The organism is Candidatus Desulfovibrio trichonymphae (assembly GCF_002355955.1).
In the GTDB taxonomy this organism is placed as follows: Bacteria; Desulfobacterota; Desulfovibrionia; order Desulfovibrionales; family Desulfovibrionaceae; genus Desulfovibrio; species Desulfovibrio trichonymphae.
In genome coordinates, this window is record NZ_AP017368.1 from 1,182,135 (window position 1) to 1,198,835 (window position 16,701).

Annotated in this window: 21 protein-coding genes and 2 pseudogenes; 18 read left to right on the forward strand and 5 right to left on the reverse strand. The window is 54.6% G+C overall.

Annotated elements, in window-relative coordinates; translation table 11 throughout:
- Positions 1-9: 9 nt before the first annotated feature.
- Positions 10-522 carry a DUF721 domain-containing protein gene (locus RSDT_RS05690; RefSeq protein ID WP_096399907.1) on the reverse strand — a complete coding sequence of 171 codons (513 nt, stop codon included), beginning with the start codon at positions 520-522 and terminating at the stop codon, positions 10-12.
- Between the two features lie 143 nt (positions 523-665).
- On the opposite strand from RSDT_RS05690, the gene ahcY reads away from it, so the two are divergent.
- From ahcY to RSDT_RS05710, 4 genes and pseudogenes are all read left to right on the forward strand, one after another.
- A complete protein-coding gene (ahcY, locus tag RSDT_RS05695) occupies positions 666-2,090 on the forward strand; it encodes an adenosylhomocysteinase (protein ID WP_096399908.1) in 1,425 nt (474 codons plus the stop codon).
- Positions 2,091-2,193: 103 nt separating this feature from the next.
- Positions 2,194-2,658, forward strand: a pseudogene (gene rnhA, locus RSDT_RS05700) (ribonuclease HI); the annotation flags it as partial.
- A gap of 143 nt (positions 2,659-2,801) precedes the next feature.
- Positions 2,802-3,612 (forward strand): annotated as a pseudogene (locus RSDT_RS05705) (DUF169 domain-containing protein).
- The gene (locus RSDT_RS05710) at positions 3,578-3,757 is read left to right on the forward strand and encodes a hypothetical protein (protein ID WP_096399910.1); all 180 of its coding nucleotides are present in this window, start codon (positions 3,578-3,580) and stop codon (positions 3,755-3,757) included. The pseudogene RSDT_RS05705 and the gene RSDT_RS05710 overlap by 35 nt, the downstream one beginning before the upstream one ends.
- A gap of 192 nt (positions 3,758-3,949) precedes the next feature.
- Here the strand turns inward: RSDT_RS05710 and RSDT_RS05720 are convergent, their stop codons facing one another.
- Entirely contained in the window at positions 3,950-4,735 is a 786-nt protein-coding gene (locus tag RSDT_RS05720; protein ID WP_231941827.1) for a DUF3298 and DUF4163 domain-containing protein, read from the reverse strand.
- A 16-nt stretch (positions 4,736-4,751) separates the two neighbouring features.
- Positions 4,752-5,969, reverse strand: a complete 1,218-nt coding sequence (locus RSDT_RS05725; RefSeq protein ID WP_096399913.1) for a sodium:proton exchanger — start codon at positions 5,967-5,969, stop codon at positions 4,752-4,754.
- A 308-nt stretch (positions 5,970-6,277) separates the two neighbouring features.
- On the opposite strand from RSDT_RS05725, the gene RSDT_RS07945 reads away from it, so the two are divergent.
- A complete protein-coding gene (locus RSDT_RS07945) occupies positions 6,278-6,451 on the forward strand; it encodes a helix-turn-helix domain-containing protein (protein ID WP_408606695.1) in 174 nt (57 codons plus the stop codon).
- A 99-nt stretch (positions 6,452-6,550) separates the two neighbouring features.
- On the forward strand, positions 6,551-7,570 hold the full coding sequence (locus tag RSDT_RS05740) for a YIP1 family protein (protein ID WP_096399916.1): 1,020 nt from the start codon (positions 6,551-6,553) through the stop codon (positions 7,568-7,570).
- A gap of 144 nt (positions 7,571-7,714) precedes the next feature.
- On the opposite strand, the gene RSDT_RS05745 is transcribed toward RSDT_RS05740, so the two are convergent.
- Entirely contained in the window at positions 7,715-8,209 is a 495-nt protein-coding gene (locus RSDT_RS05745) for a protoporphyrinogen oxidase (RefSeq protein ID WP_096399917.1), read from the reverse strand.
- Positions 8,210-8,265: 56 nt separating this feature from the next.
- Positions 8,266-9,576, reverse strand: a complete 1,311-nt coding sequence (locus RSDT_RS05750) for a MiaB/RimO family radical SAM methylthiotransferase (protein ID WP_331712870.1) — start codon at positions 9,574-9,576, stop codon at positions 8,266-8,268.
- 491 nt (positions 9,577-10,067) lie between these two features.
- On the opposite strand from RSDT_RS05750, the gene RSDT_RS05755 reads away from it, so the two are divergent.
- From RSDT_RS05755 to rpsQ, 12 genes are all read left to right on the forward strand, one after another.
- Positions 10,068-10,700, forward strand: coding sequence for a hypothetical protein (locus RSDT_RS05755; protein ID WP_096399919.1), 633 nt, complete (start codon positions 10,068-10,070; stop codon positions 10,698-10,700).
- 1,064 nt (positions 10,701-11,764) lie between these two features.
- Positions 11,765-12,082 (forward strand): 30S ribosomal protein S10, encoded by a 318-nt coding sequence (gene rpsJ, locus RSDT_RS05765; RefSeq protein ID WP_096399921.1) that lies wholly within the window; start codon positions 11,765-11,767, stop codon positions 12,080-12,082.
- 11 nt (positions 12,083-12,093) lie between these two features.
- The gene (gene rplC, locus RSDT_RS05770) at positions 12,094-12,723 is read left to right on the forward strand and encodes a 50S ribosomal protein L3 (RefSeq protein WP_096399922.1); all 630 of its coding nucleotides are present in this window, start codon (positions 12,094-12,096) and stop codon (positions 12,721-12,723) included.
- Positions 12,724-12,735: 12 nt separating this feature from the next.
- Entirely contained in the window at positions 12,736-13,368 is a 633-nt protein-coding gene (gene rplD / locus RSDT_RS05775; RefSeq protein WP_096399923.1) for a 50S ribosomal protein L4, read from the forward strand.
- Position 13,369: 1 nt separating this feature from the next.
- Complete coding sequence (gene rplW, locus RSDT_RS05780; RefSeq protein ID WP_096399924.1) at positions 13,370-13,660, forward strand: 50S ribosomal protein L23; 291 nt, start codon at positions 13,370-13,372, stop codon at positions 13,658-13,660.
- 2 nt (positions 13,661-13,662) lie between these two features.
- On the forward strand, positions 13,663-14,493 hold the full coding sequence (gene rplB / locus RSDT_RS05785; protein ID WP_096399926.1) for a 50S ribosomal protein L2: 831 nt from the start codon (positions 13,663-13,665) through the stop codon (positions 14,491-14,493).
- A gap of 9 nt (positions 14,494-14,502) precedes the next feature.
- Positions 14,503-14,790, forward strand: a complete 288-nt coding sequence (rpsS, locus tag RSDT_RS05790; RefSeq protein WP_096399928.1) for a 30S ribosomal protein S19 — start codon at positions 14,503-14,505, stop codon at positions 14,788-14,790.
- 9 nt (positions 14,791-14,799) lie between these two features.
- On the forward strand, positions 14,800-15,138 hold the full coding sequence (gene rplV / locus RSDT_RS05795) for a 50S ribosomal protein L22 (protein ID WP_096399930.1): 339 nt from the start codon (positions 14,800-14,802) through the stop codon (positions 15,136-15,138).
- Positions 15,139-15,140: 2 nt separating this feature from the next.
- Positions 15,141-15,782: a 30S ribosomal protein S3 gene (gene rpsC / locus RSDT_RS05800; RefSeq protein WP_096399932.1), complete on the forward strand. Its 642-nt coding sequence runs from the start codon at positions 15,141-15,143 to the stop codon at positions 15,780-15,782.
- Positions 15,782-16,195: a 50S ribosomal protein L16 gene (rplP, locus tag RSDT_RS05805; protein ID WP_096399934.1), complete on the forward strand. Its 414-nt coding sequence runs from the start codon at positions 15,782-15,784 to the stop codon at positions 16,193-16,195. Before rpsC ends, rplP begins: the two co-directional genes overlap by 1 nt.
- Positions 16,196-16,426: a 50S ribosomal protein L29 gene (gene rpmC / locus RSDT_RS05810; protein ID WP_096399936.1), complete on the forward strand. Its 231-nt coding sequence runs from the start codon at positions 16,196-16,198 to the stop codon at positions 16,424-16,426.
- Positions 16,423-16,692, forward strand: coding sequence for a 30S ribosomal protein S17 (gene rpsQ, locus RSDT_RS05815; protein ID WP_096399938.1), 270 nt, complete (start codon positions 16,423-16,425; stop codon positions 16,690-16,692). The genes rpmC and rpsQ overlap by 4 nt, the downstream gene beginning before the upstream one ends.
- Positions 16,693-16,701 lie beyond the last annotated feature (9 nt).

The window sequence follows — 16,701 nt, forward strand, 5'->3', positions numbered from 1 at the left end:
CATTGCGCTTCATTTGCCGTCTCCATATCCTGCAAAAGCCGCATAGCAGCGCGTCACGGGTGATGCCATGTCCATACCGGACAAGAAACAACCTGTGGAGTTCGAAGGCTCGGTCGGGTACGCACAGGGCACGGCGGACTGCGCGCGCGTCCCGCACAGCGCGGATTTTTTGAACAACAGGGCAATGTTCACGCCGCTGAAAAAGCGGCTTTCCATAAAGGCGTTTACTCTCTGCAGAATTTCATCAATCTGCAAATGCAGCTCCTGCATGGTCATGGCGTCTTCGGCCCCTATCAAAAGCAGGTCACGACGGGCGCCGAGCGGCAAAGCCAACGACGTGAGTTCCGGCCCCATAACCATAGCCCAGTTGTTCCACAACTGCACAAGGCGTTCACGTTCCGGGCCGCCGCCAAGGGCGTTCAACACAGCGTGCAGCACCGGCGTTGCGTGCACCGGCGCGTCAAGTTTGTCACGCTTTGCATTTTTTGCGGAGGGGGTGTCAGGCGGGCGGGCGTTTATCATGTTATTCCGATACACTGTAATATCACAGGTTACATAAACAGCTCGCACAACAGCGGGGCAGGCTGCTGGGCGCATTGACTCAACGCACAAAGGCTGCTAGCAAAACATAGAAATATTATCTTATGTTGTCCAAGGAGGCAAGAATGACAAAAGCGCTGGATTTAACCTTGCCTTACAAGGTTGCGGACATTAACCTTGCCGACTTCGGCGCGAAAGAAATACAGCTTTCCGAGCGGGAAATGCCGGGCCTGATGGAGTGCATAAAAAAATACGCCGTGCAAAAGCCGCTGCATGGTTTGCGTGTCACCGGTTCGCTGCACATGACCATACAGACGGCCATGCTCATTAAAACCCTGCACGTGCTCGGTGCGGATTTGCGCTGGGCCTCATGCAACATTTTTTCTACACAGGATCACGCGGCGGCCGCTGTTGCGGATCTGGGCATTGCCGCCGTGTTTGCCTGGAAAGGCGAAAGCCTTGAGGAATACTGGTGGTGCACAGAAATGGCTCTGATCTGGCCTGACGGCAAGGGCCCGGATTTGATTGTGGACGACGGCGGCGACGCCACGCTGCTCATCCACAAGGGTGTGGACGTTGAAACAGACCCGTCCCTGCTGCAAATAAAAACTGATAATAAAGAATCCCAGTGTATTATGGATCGTCTGGCGCTGCGTCATAAGGAAAACTCTTCCCACTGGCGCGGGGTAGCGGCAAACGTGAGGGGCGTTTCAGAAGAAACCACCACCGGTGTGCGCCGTCTCTATCAACTGGAAGCAGCGGGCCGTCTTCTCTTCCCCGCCATTAACGTCAACGATGCGGTGACAAAGTCAAAATTTGACAATCTGTATGGCTGCCGCGAATCGCTGGCAGACGGCATCAAGCGCGCCACAGGCATCATGGTGGCCGGCAAGTGCGTGCTTGTTATCGGCTACGGCGATGTAGGCAAGGGCTGCGCCCAGTCTATGCGCGGATTCGGCGCCCGTGTGCTTGTGGCGGAAATTGACCCCATCTGCGCCCTGCAGGCGGTCATGGAGGGTTATGAGGTCACTACCGTCGAAGACGCCCTTGCTGAAGCAGATATATTCGTCACCTGCACGGGCAATCTGCACGTTATTACGGGCACTCACATGGAAGGCATGAAGGATGAGGCTGTGGTTTGCAACATCGGACATTTTGATAATGAAATAGCCATGACGTATCTTGAAAACACGCCCGGTGTGAGCAAACTCAACATCAAGCCGCAGGTTGACAAGTGGACATTGTGCTCCGGTCGCAGCATCGTGGTGCTGGCTGAGGGGCGGCTCGTCAATCTGGGGTGCGCCATGGGGCATCCGAGTTTTGTCATGTCCAACAGCTTTACCAACCAGACGTTGGCGCAGATACGTCTTGCTTCAGACAAAAGTCTTGAAAAAAAAGTCTACACTCTACCCAAGGAACTGGATGAAGAGGTCGCCCGTCTACACCTTTCGCGCATTGGCGCGAAACTGACCACGCTGACGCAGGAGCAGGCGGACTATATCGGCGTCAATGTTACGGGGCCGTATAAACCGGATCACTACCGGTATTAACTTGAAACTGTCACTTAATAACTTGAATCCGTCGAACGCTGCCGCAACGGATTCAAGTTATGCCTATCTGATTGAAAACAACGCTATAATACGGCGGTGTTACATGGTGAAGCGGGTTGTCATTCATACCGACGGCTCCTGTTTGGGCAATCCGGGGCCCGGCGGCTGGGCCGCTGTGCTGTGTCTGGAAAACGCGGAATACCGGCGGGAACTGTCAGGGGGTTTTGCCCTGACAACCAACAACCGCATGGAAATCATAGCAGTGCTTGAGGGGCTTTCCGCGCTCCGGGAGCCGTGCGAGGTTGCGCTGTTTGCTGATTCACAATATGTCTGCAATGCGGTGGGAAAAAAATGGCTGCACGGCTGGCACGCAAAAAACTGGGTCAAGTCGGATAAAAAACCTGTCAAGAACGCGGATTTGTGGCAAAAGCTCCTGCCGTTGCTCTCGCGACACACAGTGCGCTTTCACTGGTTACTGGGCCATGCTGGCCACGAGGAAAATGAGCGTTGTGATGAATTGGCCCGTCTGTGCGCAGCACGGGTGGATCTGCCGCAGGATATAGGGTATGTTCGGAAGAAGTCTGACAGGGCAGATGCGCCTTTACCGAACAAGCAGGCAAAAATACTGGTTGCGCACCGGACGGATACGAACTGTTTCAAGAGTGAAATGCTTTAGCCGACACGGTGCGGGAAAATTCTTCCGAGGTGCAAATGTCGCTCAGTTACGCTGAAATGGAAAAAATTCTGATGGGTGCGCTTAAGCTCTATCACAACCCTATTGCCGTGACATGGCTGTTTACAGACACCGAGGTTGCGGAGTTCAGAGCAAAAACAAGCTGTGTCTTGCCCGCCAAATCGCTCACGTTTTGTCAGTGGGAAATAGCCGCCCGCATGCAGGGCAAGACCGTACTGGCAGGCAGGGAGCGCCTCGACTGCACCAACGCCCAAGTAAGCTTTGGCTGGAAAGATATTGACGACAGGGAAATCAAATCACAGATAAAATACTGCACAGATCTTGACCAAGCCGAACGTTTTTTGCGTTCAAAACCCCGCATGCCCCTTGACTCTCTGAAAGCCGTTGCCGTCGGTCCCTTGGGCAAAGCCGCCGCCGCCCCGCACGTCGTGCATTTTTACTGTGACAATCTGCAGTCATATCATCTGGCTGTTGACTATATGGCCGCAACAGACACTCACCCGCTGCGCCCGCAGATCACAATGAGTTCCTCTGCCTGCGGAGGGAGCGTGTTCACCTCGCGTGAAAAAACCTTCAACTGCTGCCCGGCGTGTTCCGGCAGCTATAATGCCGGAAAAAACAGAACGCGGAGAAGTGAATGTGTTCATCCCCGGCGGGCAGATTGAAGCTGTGGTCAAACGGCTTTTGCAGCGCATTGAAAAATCCGGTTCCAGTTCCGTCACCCGCCCTGGCGATCCCTTCCCCGGCGGCAATATATGCAAAAACTGTCCGCTTATTGTCTTCAAGACCGACGATGGTCAAAATTGCTGCGATTTCTGCGGGAAATAATGGCGATTCCTTTCTCGACGTTGACGGCGGTTTTCTGCTGGTACCCTTTTTGACCAGCATTTCCCAACTGCCCGTGTATCTTCCGCCGGCTCTTGCCTGGATGGCTTTGCGCTTTGAAGACATCACGCTTTACGCCTTTGCCTGACAGGATATCAAAGCCGACTATATTTTTGTGCTGCTGAGCCTGTATATCGCGTTACGCCTTTGCTTTGGACGCGTCAAAAAATTCTGCCCCTGTTCGCCCACACGGAAAAAATTCGTGCGGCAAAACACAGACACGCCCGCTGACGCTCCGAGCTTGAGAAATGGAAGAACGACGCGGTATTGCTGCAGCGCGTCAGCGGCCCCAGACAACAGCAAGCGGACGGGCCTTGAGCAGTTTCTCAAAGGGCATTTCCACTTGTTGCGCACCGGCGGCCCATGGCGCCACCTGATAGGGCTGGAACTGAATGGTCACGCCCTCCGGCGTAAGGGTAAGGTTGGCGAAATTTTCCGCTTCCGGGGCGGCGCCGGCGAGTATCATCTGTTTCATCTGGGTGCCGGCAAAACGACGCAACAGCTCCCGCGCCGACCAGTCAGACATGAGCTTGAGCGCCGCGTCCGGATCTTCAAACAGATCCACAAGATCCAGACGCTGCCCTGTGAGCAGGCTGTAATTCAGGGTGATAATGTCCAGATTGCCGTGCGCGCCGCCGGTATATGTCCACAGTTCAAACGTAAAACTTATGGCGGTTGCGGAGGGGCGCGTGACGACGTAGGAGCCTTGAAGCTCATATTTCGGCACATCTTCGTCCGTCGCGTCGTCGTCGCCCGCGAGGTTTTCTTCAAACGCGTCGGCAATGGCTGTAACCCATCGGCGTATCCCCGCGTCAATGTCCGCACGACCCAGCGACGGGTATGTGATATTGATCTCCGTTTTGCCCTGCGGATTCGAGCGGTTCACAAGATTGTCAAACACGCCCGACTGCGCGGCAGCAGACAGTTCTGCGCCGAGTCGATGAACCGCCCACCCGGCAATGCCCATCAACGGCAGGGACGACGCGTACGCGGCCCAAAACACAGAGATGCACCCGACAAACGCCACGGCCGACAAGAGAGGAGAGAAACGGCTACCGCATTTCACAACAACACCCGCAGGGCTAAACTTTTAAACCGAAACGCAATGTCCAGACATGCCGCCTGCTTCTGAGCAGCAATACCACCGCCAGAAACAGATACAGCCAAGCAAACCAGGCGTGCAGGCGCAACGGGTCATGGGCAAGGCCAAGCAGCGCTTCCAACTGCGCGTCATACAGGGGCGAAAGCAACTGCGCCGCAAAGAGTGTGAGCAGCCAACTGGCCCCCCGTACGGCAATACGCAAATCCGACAACAATGCCACGGCAAAAAGGGATTGTCCCGCTGTCAGCAGTATTTCCTCAAACTGATGGCTGTCCAGATACATCGGAGAAATTCCGCCTGAGGACACGGCGTACACGCCGGGAATCATGCCCACAAGCAGGGTCCATTGATTGAGCTTGGAAGAGAGCAGGCTGCCGAGCGCGAGCCCAGCGTTGCCGCGAAAGGCGAACATCAATGAGACGATAAATTCCGGCGCTTCCGAGGCAATAGGCGCAAGCCACTGCACCAATAAAAATTCATTGACGCCGAGCAGCTTGCCGCTGGCCACCAGATTTTCGCTGAAGGGTTCGGCGTTGCACAAAATCACCACCGCCGCGAACAAAAAGATGCCTGTCACCACTTTAAGGCGGCGCGTTTTGGGCAAGGCGACCAGCACGGCGGCAGGACCTTCCGGCATTTTCTCCCCTGCTGGGCGGCGGCAGATGATCCACATATACCAAGCGTAAATACCCAGAAAAATGAGGCCGTCATATATGGTCAGCGAGACCTTGAGCGGAATGAGCAGCGCGTAAAGCGTGGCGATCCCCAAAAAAACGACATCCGTGCGCTTGTCTGCCGCCAGAACGACAGCCTTATGAAAACGTCCGGCGAAAAACAGCACTATGGCCGACCAGCCGACGCCGATCAGCAAGCGGTTCGCGCCGGTCATATTGGCGATGGCGTAGTGCGAATAGGCGCTGGACGGATTCTGCCCCGCCATCCAGGTGAAATACATGTCTACTGCGTATTCCGGCAATACGGCTATAAAGGCCACCACAGCCAGGGCCACAGCCTGCGGTATGTCCATCTGGGCCACTTCGCAGGCCCAGGTCAGCAGAAAGGAAGCTCCAAGAATGGCCAGACCGGACAAAAGAGCAACCGAGAGGGGTGAAATGTCAGGGTGGACAGCGCGTAACGCAAGGCTCGGCAAGGTTAGAAGAGCAGCCAGAATAAACGGGCGCAACACGCTGAATGCCATAATATTGCGACTCCGCGGCGATTCGCTTTAATGAAACTTGCAGTTTGTATAGTATGGGATACAAATCTGTCAATGCCGTTTGCAGCTTACACGGGCAGCACTTCACGTCCGCAATGCGTGCTTCGGTACAACCTTCAGTCGGTCAAATCCATTGCCGCGGCATTTCGTGCCGGCCGCGAAGGATTTCAGGCAAATAAAAAAGCCGCTCCTAAAGAACGGCTTTGTGTTCCCTTATCTGTTGCGCGTATTTTGATAAAAAGAAACCCTGATGTGTAGATGACAAAATTTGCATAAACAAGCTGTTAGGATTGAGAATACGCAGACTGCGCGAAGTAGGGGGACAAATGCAGGACGAACTTGCAGAAAAAGCGAAGGTGTCGACAAAGCATCTGGGAGAGATGGAAAGAGGACGCGGGAAGCCTTCCTTACGCAGCATTCAAAACATATCCGTTGTGCTTAGGGAAAGAATTTCTGTTCTGTGACGTCTGCGGCGACTGCAGGAAAACGCGTTTATGCCTGCAAACAGGCTTGCCAGCGGAGGCGGACGTCGTTAAGATAGCCGCGTGACTAAGGAGAGTGCTGTGAAGATCACCTGCCCCCATTGCGACTTTTCCCGTGATGTACCCGCTAAACAACTGCCCGCGCGTTCCGTCATAGCCACCTGCCCTGCCTGTTCCTGCCGTTTTCGTTTTTCGCCCGACAAAGGAGTGATAGAAACTCTGTCCGACACGAAAATCCCGGCGCGGGAACAGCCGGCGCAGCCGGACACCCTGGGAAAGGACGACCCCCTCCCCCCCGACGCCATTGTGCCGAAAAGCGGGGGGTTCTCTAAAGACGGGAATGACGTCCTCCCCACATTGAATGAAGCGAAAGAGGAAGACACGCGCCTGACGGCCAGCCGGGCTTACAGACGGGAGGCGAGTGGCTTTAAAGGCCGGGTGCCTACCCAAACAACCGATGATGATGATGACGACGCTCCGTCCGCCGACGACAACCCTTGGGAGACGGCCCCTAGGGAAAATGGCTGGCTTACCGCGTTTTATCAAACAGTTATGCGCATCATGTTTGCATCGCCACGTTTTTTCAACGCGTTGCGCCCTGAGGCAAAATCCATGCGCGCGCTTGTTTTTTATTTGATCATCTGTGTGCTGCAGATTGTTGTGGAACGCTTCTGGGGCGACCTGCTGCTGAAATTCATGACGCCGGGCACAACCGCAGATCCGCAACTGGAAAAACTGCTTACCATGCTGGCGCCGCAGGCCAGTCTGTCCACGACACTGCTCATCAGAACAGGAGTACTGGTGCTGCAGCTGTATTTCTTCACCAGCCTCATACATCTGGCCTACCACTTTCTGGCGCCGGACAAGGCAAATTTTTCCCTGGTGTTTCAAGTAATAGCCTACAGTGCGGCCCCGTCGCTTCTGTGCATCGTCCCCTTGCTCGGTTCTCTGGCAGGTCTTGTGTGGTGTATCGCCTGCGTGACGACGGGCTGCCGTTCAGCCCTGCGATTAACCTGGGGCCAGACCCTGACAGGCTTTGCGCCAGCCATTCTTGTGTCGCTCTTTTTGCTTATGCAGTTTCTGTCCGGAGCCAAAGGATAGGCCGCAAGCAGCTGCCTGTAACGTACCACGCCGCAGCTTGATCCATCCGGCCTTGTGCTCTTCTTGTCATAACGCCCTCCTTGTTTGAGAGAATTATAGCCTATTTTATCTCGAAATTGAATAAAATATTTGAACAGGACACTTTTATCTGCCGAGAACTTCCCTTGCTTCAGGCGTCAGTCCTTTGAGGCTTGCGAGAAGTTCGTTGCCTCCCATATTTTCGGGATCCTGCATAATAATTATCAGAACCCGCGCCGGTGTCGCGTTTACCAATGTCACGGCCGGCGCCTTGAATCCTTGGGTGCGCGGCTCGCCGCTGAATGTCCAAAAAAAATTTTCCTTGCGTGGCGTTGAGCTTCCTTCCTGATTACTTGCCAGCTTTTTTGCGATCTCTTTGGCGCTGTCCGGAAGTGGAGGAAGCAGATAAATGCTGACGACGCCCAGAATGTTTTCTCTGTCTGCGTCGTATTTGTTGAACACCAGCATGTATTCATCGCCCCGTTTACTGCTGAAGCCTGTATTTTCCTCGCCGCTCCAGCCGGGGGGCAGTTCCGCGCTGAATTGGCTGAATACAGCCGTTTCGGCATGCGCTACAGCGGTGAGGGTCAAAAGAAGAAGCAGAACAACAGCGCGTGACATGATAAACCTCCTGAAAATGCGCCAAGCCGGGCACGAATGCGCTGACGGCAGTATGGTTATATCGTCAGTTCCACAAATATGCCGTTTTTTGTCAGACCGACGGGTTTTGCCGCAACAAGTCCGGACAGCGCCTTTCCCCTGTTCTGAAAAAAACAGGGCGCGTAATATTCGTTCACCCCTCTGCGGACGCCTGTTTTTTCGCCGACGCTCTCGGCTGCTACCAACATGCGGGGCAGTGCGAGTTGGCTTTGTAAAAAACGCCGACGGCATTGCTCTATCACCGCGCGTACCCGTGCGGCGCGTGCGTATTTTATATGTCTTGCCGGTTGATCGTCAAAGTCTGCAGCCGCTGTTCCGGGTCTGCTGGACCAAGGAAAAACATGGGCATACGAGAACGGCATTTTTTCAATATATGCAAGCAGCAGGCGCATATCTTCCTCTGTCTCGCCTGGAAAGCCAACCAGAATGTCTGCGCCGAGGCCCATGACAAGCCAGTGCTCGGCAAGAGCCGCCACTGCATTTGTGAGCATTCGCCCTGTGTAATGACCGCGTCCCATGCGTTTGAGCACGGCCGGGCTTGCATGCTGGAGCGCAATATGCAGATGCGGGCAGACCATGCGGCTCGCTTTCAGGATTACAAGGGCGCGCGCGTGCAGTTGCGAGGGTTCCAAAGAGCTTATCCTGAAGCGCGCCCGCTCAGCGAATTTTTCAGTCAGATCATTCTCAAGCATGCGCAATAGATCCCAAAAATCACCGAAAGAGGGGTTGTCGCGGCCGTACTGGTTCAGGTTGACGCCGGAGAGCACAATTTCTGCATATCCGGCTTCAAACAGGCGGCGGGCTTCCGAGAGCACTTCTTCGGGTGGGCGGCTGATTGTCGCGCCGCGCGTGAATGGCACAATGCAATAAGTGCAGCGATGGGTGCAACCGTCCTGCAGCTTGAGCACCGGCCGTGATCGCCTGAAAGCGGATATCCGAAAAGGAGGGAAGGCAGTGTTTTCAGCTGGCTCAGTTTGAGCCAGGGGCTGTAGCTGGGCAGATGCTGCCGGATCTGTCAGGAGCAGACTTTTTTGTTGTTGCGGGATGATGACGTCAGGCTCAGCCCAGATTGCGCGCGGCCGTGGCCGGTAATTTTGAAAAAGTTTTGACGCGCAGCCGGTGAGAACAAGACGGGCTGAAGGCGCTTTACGCCGCAGTCGAAAAATGGCGTTGCGTGCGTCGCGTTCTCCTTTTGCGGTGATCGCGCAACTGTTGACGCAAATAACATCCGCCGCATCCGGCGTTTCGCATTCCGTTCCGCCCAGTTTTTCCCAAGCTTCACGCATGGCCTGACTTTCATATTGATTGACCTTGCAGCCGAAAGTCACAATCAAAAATCTCCAAGGGTGCATACCGAAGTATGCCCGCAAAATCATACTCTGTCACGCTGGAAAATAATTATTAGTAATCTTAATAGTTGTAATTTTAATCGCGTCTTAACGCTGGAGCTTGCGTCAAGTCTTTCGGCTTGACAAGCCGACAATGCGGGATAAGTTTTGCCTATGCTTGGTTTGTTGACACTCTCATCAACCTCAACATCACCACTTACAGGCGATTCAGCCACACAGTAAGTGGTGCGAGGGCATAATTCAAATCTTGCGGGTATGAACTGTTTCAAGGATGAAATGCTCTAGCGGTCATGTAACGCCTGACATTTCCAAGCCGCCTCAGAGCGGCTGTCTTTATTGCAATATTTGCCTTTTTCCCATAAACTGTTACATTATCTTGCCGTTGAACTGAACAAGAGGCACTTTGTTCCCGTTGCCTGTTCATAAAGAGCGAGTGCCGATGTTGACAACCCCACCAGGTCGAGGTTCGCATGGCTGACCAGCAAACTGATGATGAAAAAATTATTAATCTCAGTGAACTTATAGAAAAAGGCGCCGCGGCGTCGGCTGAAACGCAGGGCGCTTTTGACGGCCAGTCAGGCGATGTTGTGACTCATGTGCAAAGCCTGAATGACGCTTCGACCGCTCCGCCTGACGATCCGGCAAACGACAATGTCGTCGTGAGCGCGGAAGACCTGCTGGCTGTTGCGGCAGACCCTGTAAACACGCTTGTCGGCGAAGACGCGAGCGACCCGGCGGAAACGCCCGACCAATGCGCGCCGGAGAAAACGGCCGTACCTGAACATGCGTCTGCGCAGGCCAAAGACTCCGCGCCGGAAGCAACGCTTGCCTCGGAACTGATGGAAGCAAAAACGCGGATTTCCGCCCTGGAAGAATCTTTGACAACAGCGCCGTTTATTGCGGAAATGACAGACGCAAAAACAAGGATCGCGGCAATAGAGGAGGCATTGGCGGAACTGACAGAAACGAAAATACACATTGCCGCTCTGGAAAACCGCCTTGCCGCCGTGATCGAACAGTTTGACGCGCGCGTGGAAGAAGCCGCCGCCGCCGCCGCCGCAAAAATACTGCGGGAAGAAATTGCAAACCTGTTGCAGGCCTAGCGCATTGCCTGTTCCAATTCCGCTGTGACGACCGCGTCCAGTTCGCCTTTGTTGGCCATGCTGTTCAGTATTTCCATGGCGGCCGCATGGCGCCGCGGTACAGATGAGATCCTCCGTCAGTGCCTGATAGAGTCACAGCAGGCCAAAACGCGGCATTCGAACGGCAGTTCATCAGCGGAAAACCGTGCGGATACTCGCCGCCATTGAGTTTTTCATGATGACATCCCCGAGCGCATTATTCCATTTCTAGAGCATTTTAACGTTGAAATAATAGAAAAATCGGTTCTAGTAGTATACTTTGTTGATGGGAAACCTTGGAATTTGTCATACGCGCCTATACGGAGGCAGTATGAAAAGCGGTCTTTCCAATCCCAACTCGCGCTTGTTGAAGAAACGAATGCCTTCACTGCTGTTCCGGCAATTTAAAAAGATGGGGAAACCCCGGCGTCCTGCAGAGGCGGCGCAGTTATAACTGCGGAAAAATTTTCGTACAGTGGAGGAAGACACCTGAGCGCAGAAAAAAAATTTTGCAAAATTTCTTGACGTTCTCTCCGCTTTTGCGTAAAAGACCCTTCGCTCTGCATGAAATGCAAGCTCCTCCGGGGCATTCCCTGAACGACAGGGAAGGACAGGTTGAGCCTGTCCTGCTGTACACGAAAAACGGCGATGCCCGTGGCGGATTTTGACATATGCAGGCGCTGCCAAATGCCGAAGTATGTCGAACCGTTCCAGCCAAAAGACGGAACCCGCACCAAGTTTTGCTGCAGGTGTGCTTGCGCTGTAAGGTAGGGGGCAAACCCTATTTAGTGACCCTGCGGAACCGCTGCGCTCCTCTTTCTTTGAGCGGTTTGGCTTGGGCAGCGTTGGGGAGCGTCACACGGATGACGCAGGCGCGCTCAGGCGTCCGCCATCTTCCGAATTTCCTGATTGCTTCAGGTGTGATGAATGCGCAACACACGCGGCTCCTTCAGTTTGTTGTTTCGCCGGGTCATTCGGGCACTTGTTAGGGAAAAGTCGTAACCCCGCGTACGGCGCGGAATGTTTTTGCAAACGGAGTAGGCTCAATGACAACAGTCAGCAGCGATCGCATTCGCATCAAGCTTCGGTCTTACGATTACCGCATTCTGGACAAGGCAGTTGCGGAAATCGTGGATACGGCGCGCAACACAGGCGCTGGTGTGGCTGGACCCATTCCGCTGCCCACAAATATTCATAAGTACACCATACAGCGCTCCGTGCATGTGGACAAAAAATCGCGCGAACAATTTGAAATGCGCATCCACAAGCGTCTTATGGATATTCTGGAACCGACGCAACAGACCGTTGACGCGCTCGGCAAGCTCTCGTTGCCGGCTGGTGTGGACGTGGAAATCAAGCTTTAACGGGGGCAGTCATGGCTGAGAAAATGGGGATTTTGGGCCGTAAACTTGGCATGACCCGTATTTTTGCCGATGACGGCGCCGCTGTGGCGGTTACTGTTATTGAAACCGGGATCTGCCCCGTGACCCAGATTAAAACAATGGACAAAGACGGTTACAACGCCCTACAGATCGCTCTGATACCGGCCAAGGAAAAGCGCGTCGGCAAAGCCATGCGCGGCCATTTTGCCAAGGCTGGCACAGGACTTTTCCGCCGCCTTAAAGAAATCCGCCTTGCGGGAGCGCCGGAGCAGCAGCTTGGCGAAAACCTCACGGTATCCATGTTTGCCGCGGGGGATGTGGTCAAGGTGACCGGCACAAGCATAGGCAAGGGATATCAAGGCCGTATGCGCCGCTGGAACTTTGCTGGGTCCAAAGACTCGCACGGCTGTGAAAAGGTGCACCGCAACAACGGGTCAGTTGGCAACAACACCTTTCCCGGACACGTTTTCAAGGGGCGCAAGATGGCAGGCCACTGGGGCAATGAAACAGTGACGGAATCCGGACTGCTTGTCATCGACGTACGCGCCGGCGATAACGTCCTGCTGGTCAAGGGCTCGGTGCCCGGCCCCAAAAACGGGCTCGTGCTTGTTCGCAAGCAGTAGGGGAAGCAAAAAATGACTACCGTGAAAATGTATGATCAAACCAGGCAGGATGCCGGCTCGGTAACGCTTGCCGCTGAGGTGTTTGAAGTTGAGGTGAGGCCGGAAATTCTGCACATCGTTGTACGCGCCCAGGCTGCGGCAAAACGCGCCGGCACGCACAAGACAAAAAGCCGCGCCCTTGTGTCGGGCGGCGGCGCCAAGCCTTGGAAGCAAAAAGGCACAGGCCGTGCGCGTTCAGGCTCCAATCGTTCGCCTATATGGCGCGGCGGTGCCATAGTGTTCGGGCCGCAACCCCGTGACTACAGTTTTAAGGTCAACAGCAAGGTGCGTGCGCTTGCGCTTAAAATGGCGCTTTCAAGCCGCCTTGCCTCTGAAGACCTTATGGTTGTAAAAAGCATTACCCTGCCTGAAGCGAAAACAAAACATTTTGCCAAAGTGGCTGGCGCACTGGGGCTGCAAAAGGCCCTGATTATCGTTGCGGGTGAAGATGCCGCGCTGACGCGTTCGGTGCGCAATATTCCCGGACTGACGCTGACCACGCCCGAGCGTCTGAGCGTGACGGAAATTTTGAAGCACCGTCAGCTTGTGCTTCTGGAAGAGACCGTAGCGACCGTGCATGCCCGATTTGCACAGAAGGGGGCGTAAGATGAAAAATACCAGCGTGCTGATAAAGCCCCTGCTGACGGAAAAGACAACCCTGCTCAAGGATGTGGCCCGGCAGGTAGTTTTTTATGTCCATCCCAAAGCCAACAAGCTGGAAATCAGACGATCTGTGGAAAAGGCTTTCGACGTGAAAGTTGAGGCCGTTAACGTAGTTCGCAAGGGGCCTTCGGTCCGTAAGCGGCAGGGCCGCGTTGCCGGCCGCAAGCCCGGCTGGAAAAAAGCGTATGTAACACTTGGTTCGGACGAGAAAATTGAGTTCTTTGAGGGAGTGTGATCATGGCTATCCGCAAGCTCAAGCCGACCTCCGCGGGGCGTCGTTTCCAGACAGTTTCCGACTTTGAGGAAATTACCCGGACGCGCCCGGAGAAGTCGCTCACTGAAGGCCTGCCCAAAAAAGCCGGCCGCAACAATCTGGGGCGCGTCACAAGCCGTCGTCGCGGCGGTGGCGTCAAACGTCTGTACCGCATTATTGACTTCAGACGTGATAAAAACGGCATTGATGCCCGTGTGGCGGAAATTGAGTATGATCCCAACCGCACAGCCCGCATTGCCCTGCTGCACTATGTTGACGGCGAAAAACGCTATATCATTGCTCCGACGGGGCTCAACAAGGGTGACAGGGTGCTCTCGGGCGAGGGGGCGGACATAAAGCCCGGCAACGCTCTGCCCATGTCGCGTATTCCCGTCGGCACGGTCATACACAATATTGAGATCTACCCCGGCAAAGGCGGCCAGATCTGCCGCGCCGCCGGTTCGTATGCGCAGCTGATCGCCAAAGAGGGCAAACTCGCTCTTCTGCGCCTGCCTTCGGGCGAGGTGCGTAAAATTCAGGCGACATGCGTGGCGACTGTAGGGCAGGTGGGCAATATTCACCATGAAAATATTTCCCTCGGCAAGGCCGGCCGCAACCGCTGGCTTGGGCGTCGCCCCCGCGTGCGCGGTGTGGCCATGAACCCCATTGATCATCCTTTGGGCGGCGGCGAAGGCAGAAGCTCAGGCGGCCGGCACCCTGTATCTCCGTGGGGCATGCCCGCAAAGGGTTACAAGACCCGTGACAGAAAGAAGGCATCATCCAGGCTTATCGTCAAACGACGCGGTCAGAAGTAGGAGCAGCTTATGCCGAGATCATTGAAAAAAGGCCCCTTTGTGGACGGCCATCTGATGAAGAAAGTGGATAACGCCGTTGCGAACAGCGATCGCCGCGTGCTGAAAACTTGGTCGCGCCGCTCGACAATATTGCCGGAAATGGTGGGCCTGACGTTTGCTGTGCATAACGGCAAAAAGTTTGTGCCTGTATTTGTTACGGAAAACATGGTGGGCCACAAGCTGGGCGAATTTTCTCCCACGCGCACCTTTCACGGGCACGCAGCCGATAAAAAAGCCAAGGCCGCCGGCAAGAAATAGGGAAGGATTATGGAAGCAAAAGCCGTTGCGAAGTTCCAGCGCGTCTCGCCGCGTAAAACCCGCCTTGTGGCCAGAAATGTGCAGGGCCTTGGGGTTGAAGAGGCCATGAACATGTTGCGTTTTACCCACAACAAGCCCGCCGGTGTGCTGTACGGCGTGCTGAAAAGCGCGCTGGCAAACGCCTCACAGTTGGGCGGCGTAAATGTTGACGCCATGATAGTCAAAGAGGTTGTTGTCAACGAAGGCCCCGTCTGGAAACGTTTTATGCCCCGCGCCCAAGGCCGGGCCGGCAAAATTCGCAAAAGCACCAGCCATGTTACCGTCATACTTGCAGAAGGGCAGGAATAGCTATGGGTCAAAAAGTACATCCATTCGGCTTCCGACTTGGGTACAACAAAAACTGGCAATCCCGCTGGTTCAGCAAGAAGGAATATCCTGCCTTTGTTTATGAAGACAGCAAGATACGCGCATTTGTCAAAAAACTGCTCTATCATGCCGGTCTTTCCAGGATTGAAATTGAACGTGCCGGCGGCAAGGTGCGGCTTGCGCTGTTTACTGCCCGTCCCGGCATTGTGATCGGGCGCAAAGGCATGGAAATTGACAAGTTGCGGAAGGATCTGCGACTGAAGTTCTGCCGTGAATTTTCTTTGGAAATCAATGAAATACGCCGCCCCGAGGTTGACGCACAGCTTGTAGCTGAAAATATTGCTCAGCAGCTGGATCGTCGCGTGGCATTTCGTCGGGCCATGAAGCGCACTATCTCCATGGCGCGCAAGTTGGGCGGCGAAGGCATCAAAGTTACATGTGCCGGCCGCCTTGCCGGCGCTGAAATAGCGCGTACGGAATGGTACCGGGACGGCCGCGTCCCCCTGCAGACCCTGCGCGCCGACATTGATTACGGTTTTGCCGAAGCCCGCACCACATACGGCATTATCGGCGTCAAGGTGTGGATTTATAAAGGTGAAAGACTTAATAAAGAGGTTGAACAATAATGCTTGCTCCCAAAAAAGTTAAATTCCGCAAATGGCAGAAGGGCCGCCTGCGCGGTCTGGCCTCCCGCGGGGCAACCATTGCCTTTGGTGATATCGGTTTGAAAACTGTGGAACACGGGCATTTGTCGAGCCAGCAGATTGAGGCTGCGCGTATTGCCATGATGCGTCACATTAAACGCGGCGGCAAAGTTTGGATTCGCATTTTCCCGGACAGACCCGTCACGGCAAAGCCGTTGGAAACAAGACAAGGTTCGGGCAAGGGCGCGCCGGTCGGCTGGTGCGCGCCGGTCAAGCCGGGCCGCGTGCTGTATGAAATCAAGGGCGTCAATCTTGATCTGGCCCGTGAAGCTCTGACCCGCGCTGCCCACAAATTGCCCGTGAAGACAATTATTGTGGTGAGGGAGGGATCTTAGATGGCTGCCAAAAAAAAGAGTGATAAAGCCGCGCGTCTGCCCGTCGGAGAATTGCGTGCGCTGGACGTTGGCGATCTGCGCAGCAAGCTGGCAGATCAGCGCCGCGAACTGATGGACACCCGTTTAAAACACGCTGTCGCCCAGCTTGAAAAAACTTCCGAACTCAAGGTCATGCGCAAACAGGTTGCGCGCATGGAGACCATATTGAACGAAAAGGAACAGAGGGCATGAAGATACAATCTCTGGAAAGCCGCAAGGGTAGAACGCTGACCGGTATTGTAGTGAGCGACAAGAACGATAAAACCATTGTTGTTCGTGTTGAAACCCTGGTCAAGCACCCCCTGCTCAAAAAGTATGTGAGGCGCCGCAAAAAATTCACGGCTCACGACCCCATGAATGAATGCGGCATGGGAGACAAGGTAAAAATTGTTGAGTTTCGCCCCCTGTCGCGCAACAAGCGCTGGCATATGGTGTCCATTCTAGAAAAGGCAGTGTAGGGTAGGCCA

Excerpts from the sequence above, each read along its gene's own strand:
- rplW (WP_096399924.1), top strand. The coding sequence starts at position 13,370 with ATGAAAAATACCAGCGTGCTGATAAAGCCCCTGCTGACGGAAAAGACA.
- ahcY (WP_096399908.1), top strand. The coding sequence starts at position 666 with ATGACAAAAGCGCTGGATTTAACCTTGCCTTACAAGGTTGCGGACATT.
- RSDT_RS05710 (WP_096399910.1), top strand. The coding sequence starts at position 3,578 with ATGGTCAAAATTGCTGCGATTTCTGCGGGAAATAATGGCGATTCCTTT.
- rpsQ (WP_096399938.1), top strand. The coding sequence starts at position 16,423 with ATGAAGATACAATCTCTGGAAAGCCGCAAGGGTAGAACGCTGACCGGT.
- RSDT_RS05745 (WP_096399917.1), bottom strand. The coding sequence starts at position 8,209 with ATGTCACGCGCTGTTGTTCTGCTTCTTCTTTTGACCCTCACCGCTGTA.
- rplP (WP_096399934.1), top strand. The coding sequence starts at position 15,782 with ATGCTTGCTCCCAAAAAAGTTAAATTCCGCAAATGGCAGAAGGGCCGC.
- rpsC (WP_096399932.1), top strand. The coding sequence starts at position 15,141 with ATGGGTCAAAAAGTACATCCATTCGGCTTCCGACTTGGGTACAACAAA.
- rplC (WP_096399922.1), top strand. The coding sequence starts at position 12,094 with ATGGCTGAGAAAATGGGGATTTTGGGCCGTAAACTTGGCATGACCCGT.
- RSDT_RS05725 (WP_096399913.1), bottom strand. The coding sequence starts at position 5,969 with ATGGCATTCAGCGTGTTGCGCCCGTTTATTCTGGCTGCTCTTCTAACC.
- rpmC (WP_096399936.1), top strand. The coding sequence starts at position 16,196 with ATGGCTGCCAAAAAAAAGAGTGATAAAGCCGCGCGTCTGCCCGTCGGA.
- RSDT_RS05690 (WP_096399907.1), bottom strand. The coding sequence starts at position 522 with ATGATAAACGCCCGCCCGCCTGACACCCCCTCCGCAAAAAATGCAAAG.
- rplB (WP_096399926.1), top strand. The coding sequence starts at position 13,663 with ATGGCTATCCGCAAGCTCAAGCCGACCTCCGCGGGGCGTCGTTTCCAG.
- rpsS (WP_096399928.1), top strand. The coding sequence starts at position 14,503 with ATGCCGAGATCATTGAAAAAAGGCCCCTTTGTGGACGGCCATCTGATG.
- rplD (WP_096399923.1), top strand. The coding sequence starts at position 12,736 with ATGACTACCGTGAAAATGTATGATCAAACCAGGCAGGATGCCGGCTCG.
- rpsJ (WP_096399921.1), top strand. The coding sequence starts at position 11,765 with ATGACAACAGTCAGCAGCGATCGCATTCGCATCAAGCTTCGGTCTTAC.
- rplV (WP_096399930.1), top strand. The coding sequence starts at position 14,800 with ATGGAAGCAAAAGCCGTTGCGAAGTTCCAGCGCGTCTCGCCGCGTAAA.
- RSDT_RS05755 (WP_096399919.1), top strand. The coding sequence starts at position 10,068 with ATGGCTGACCAGCAAACTGATGATGAAAAAATTATTAATCTCAGTGAA.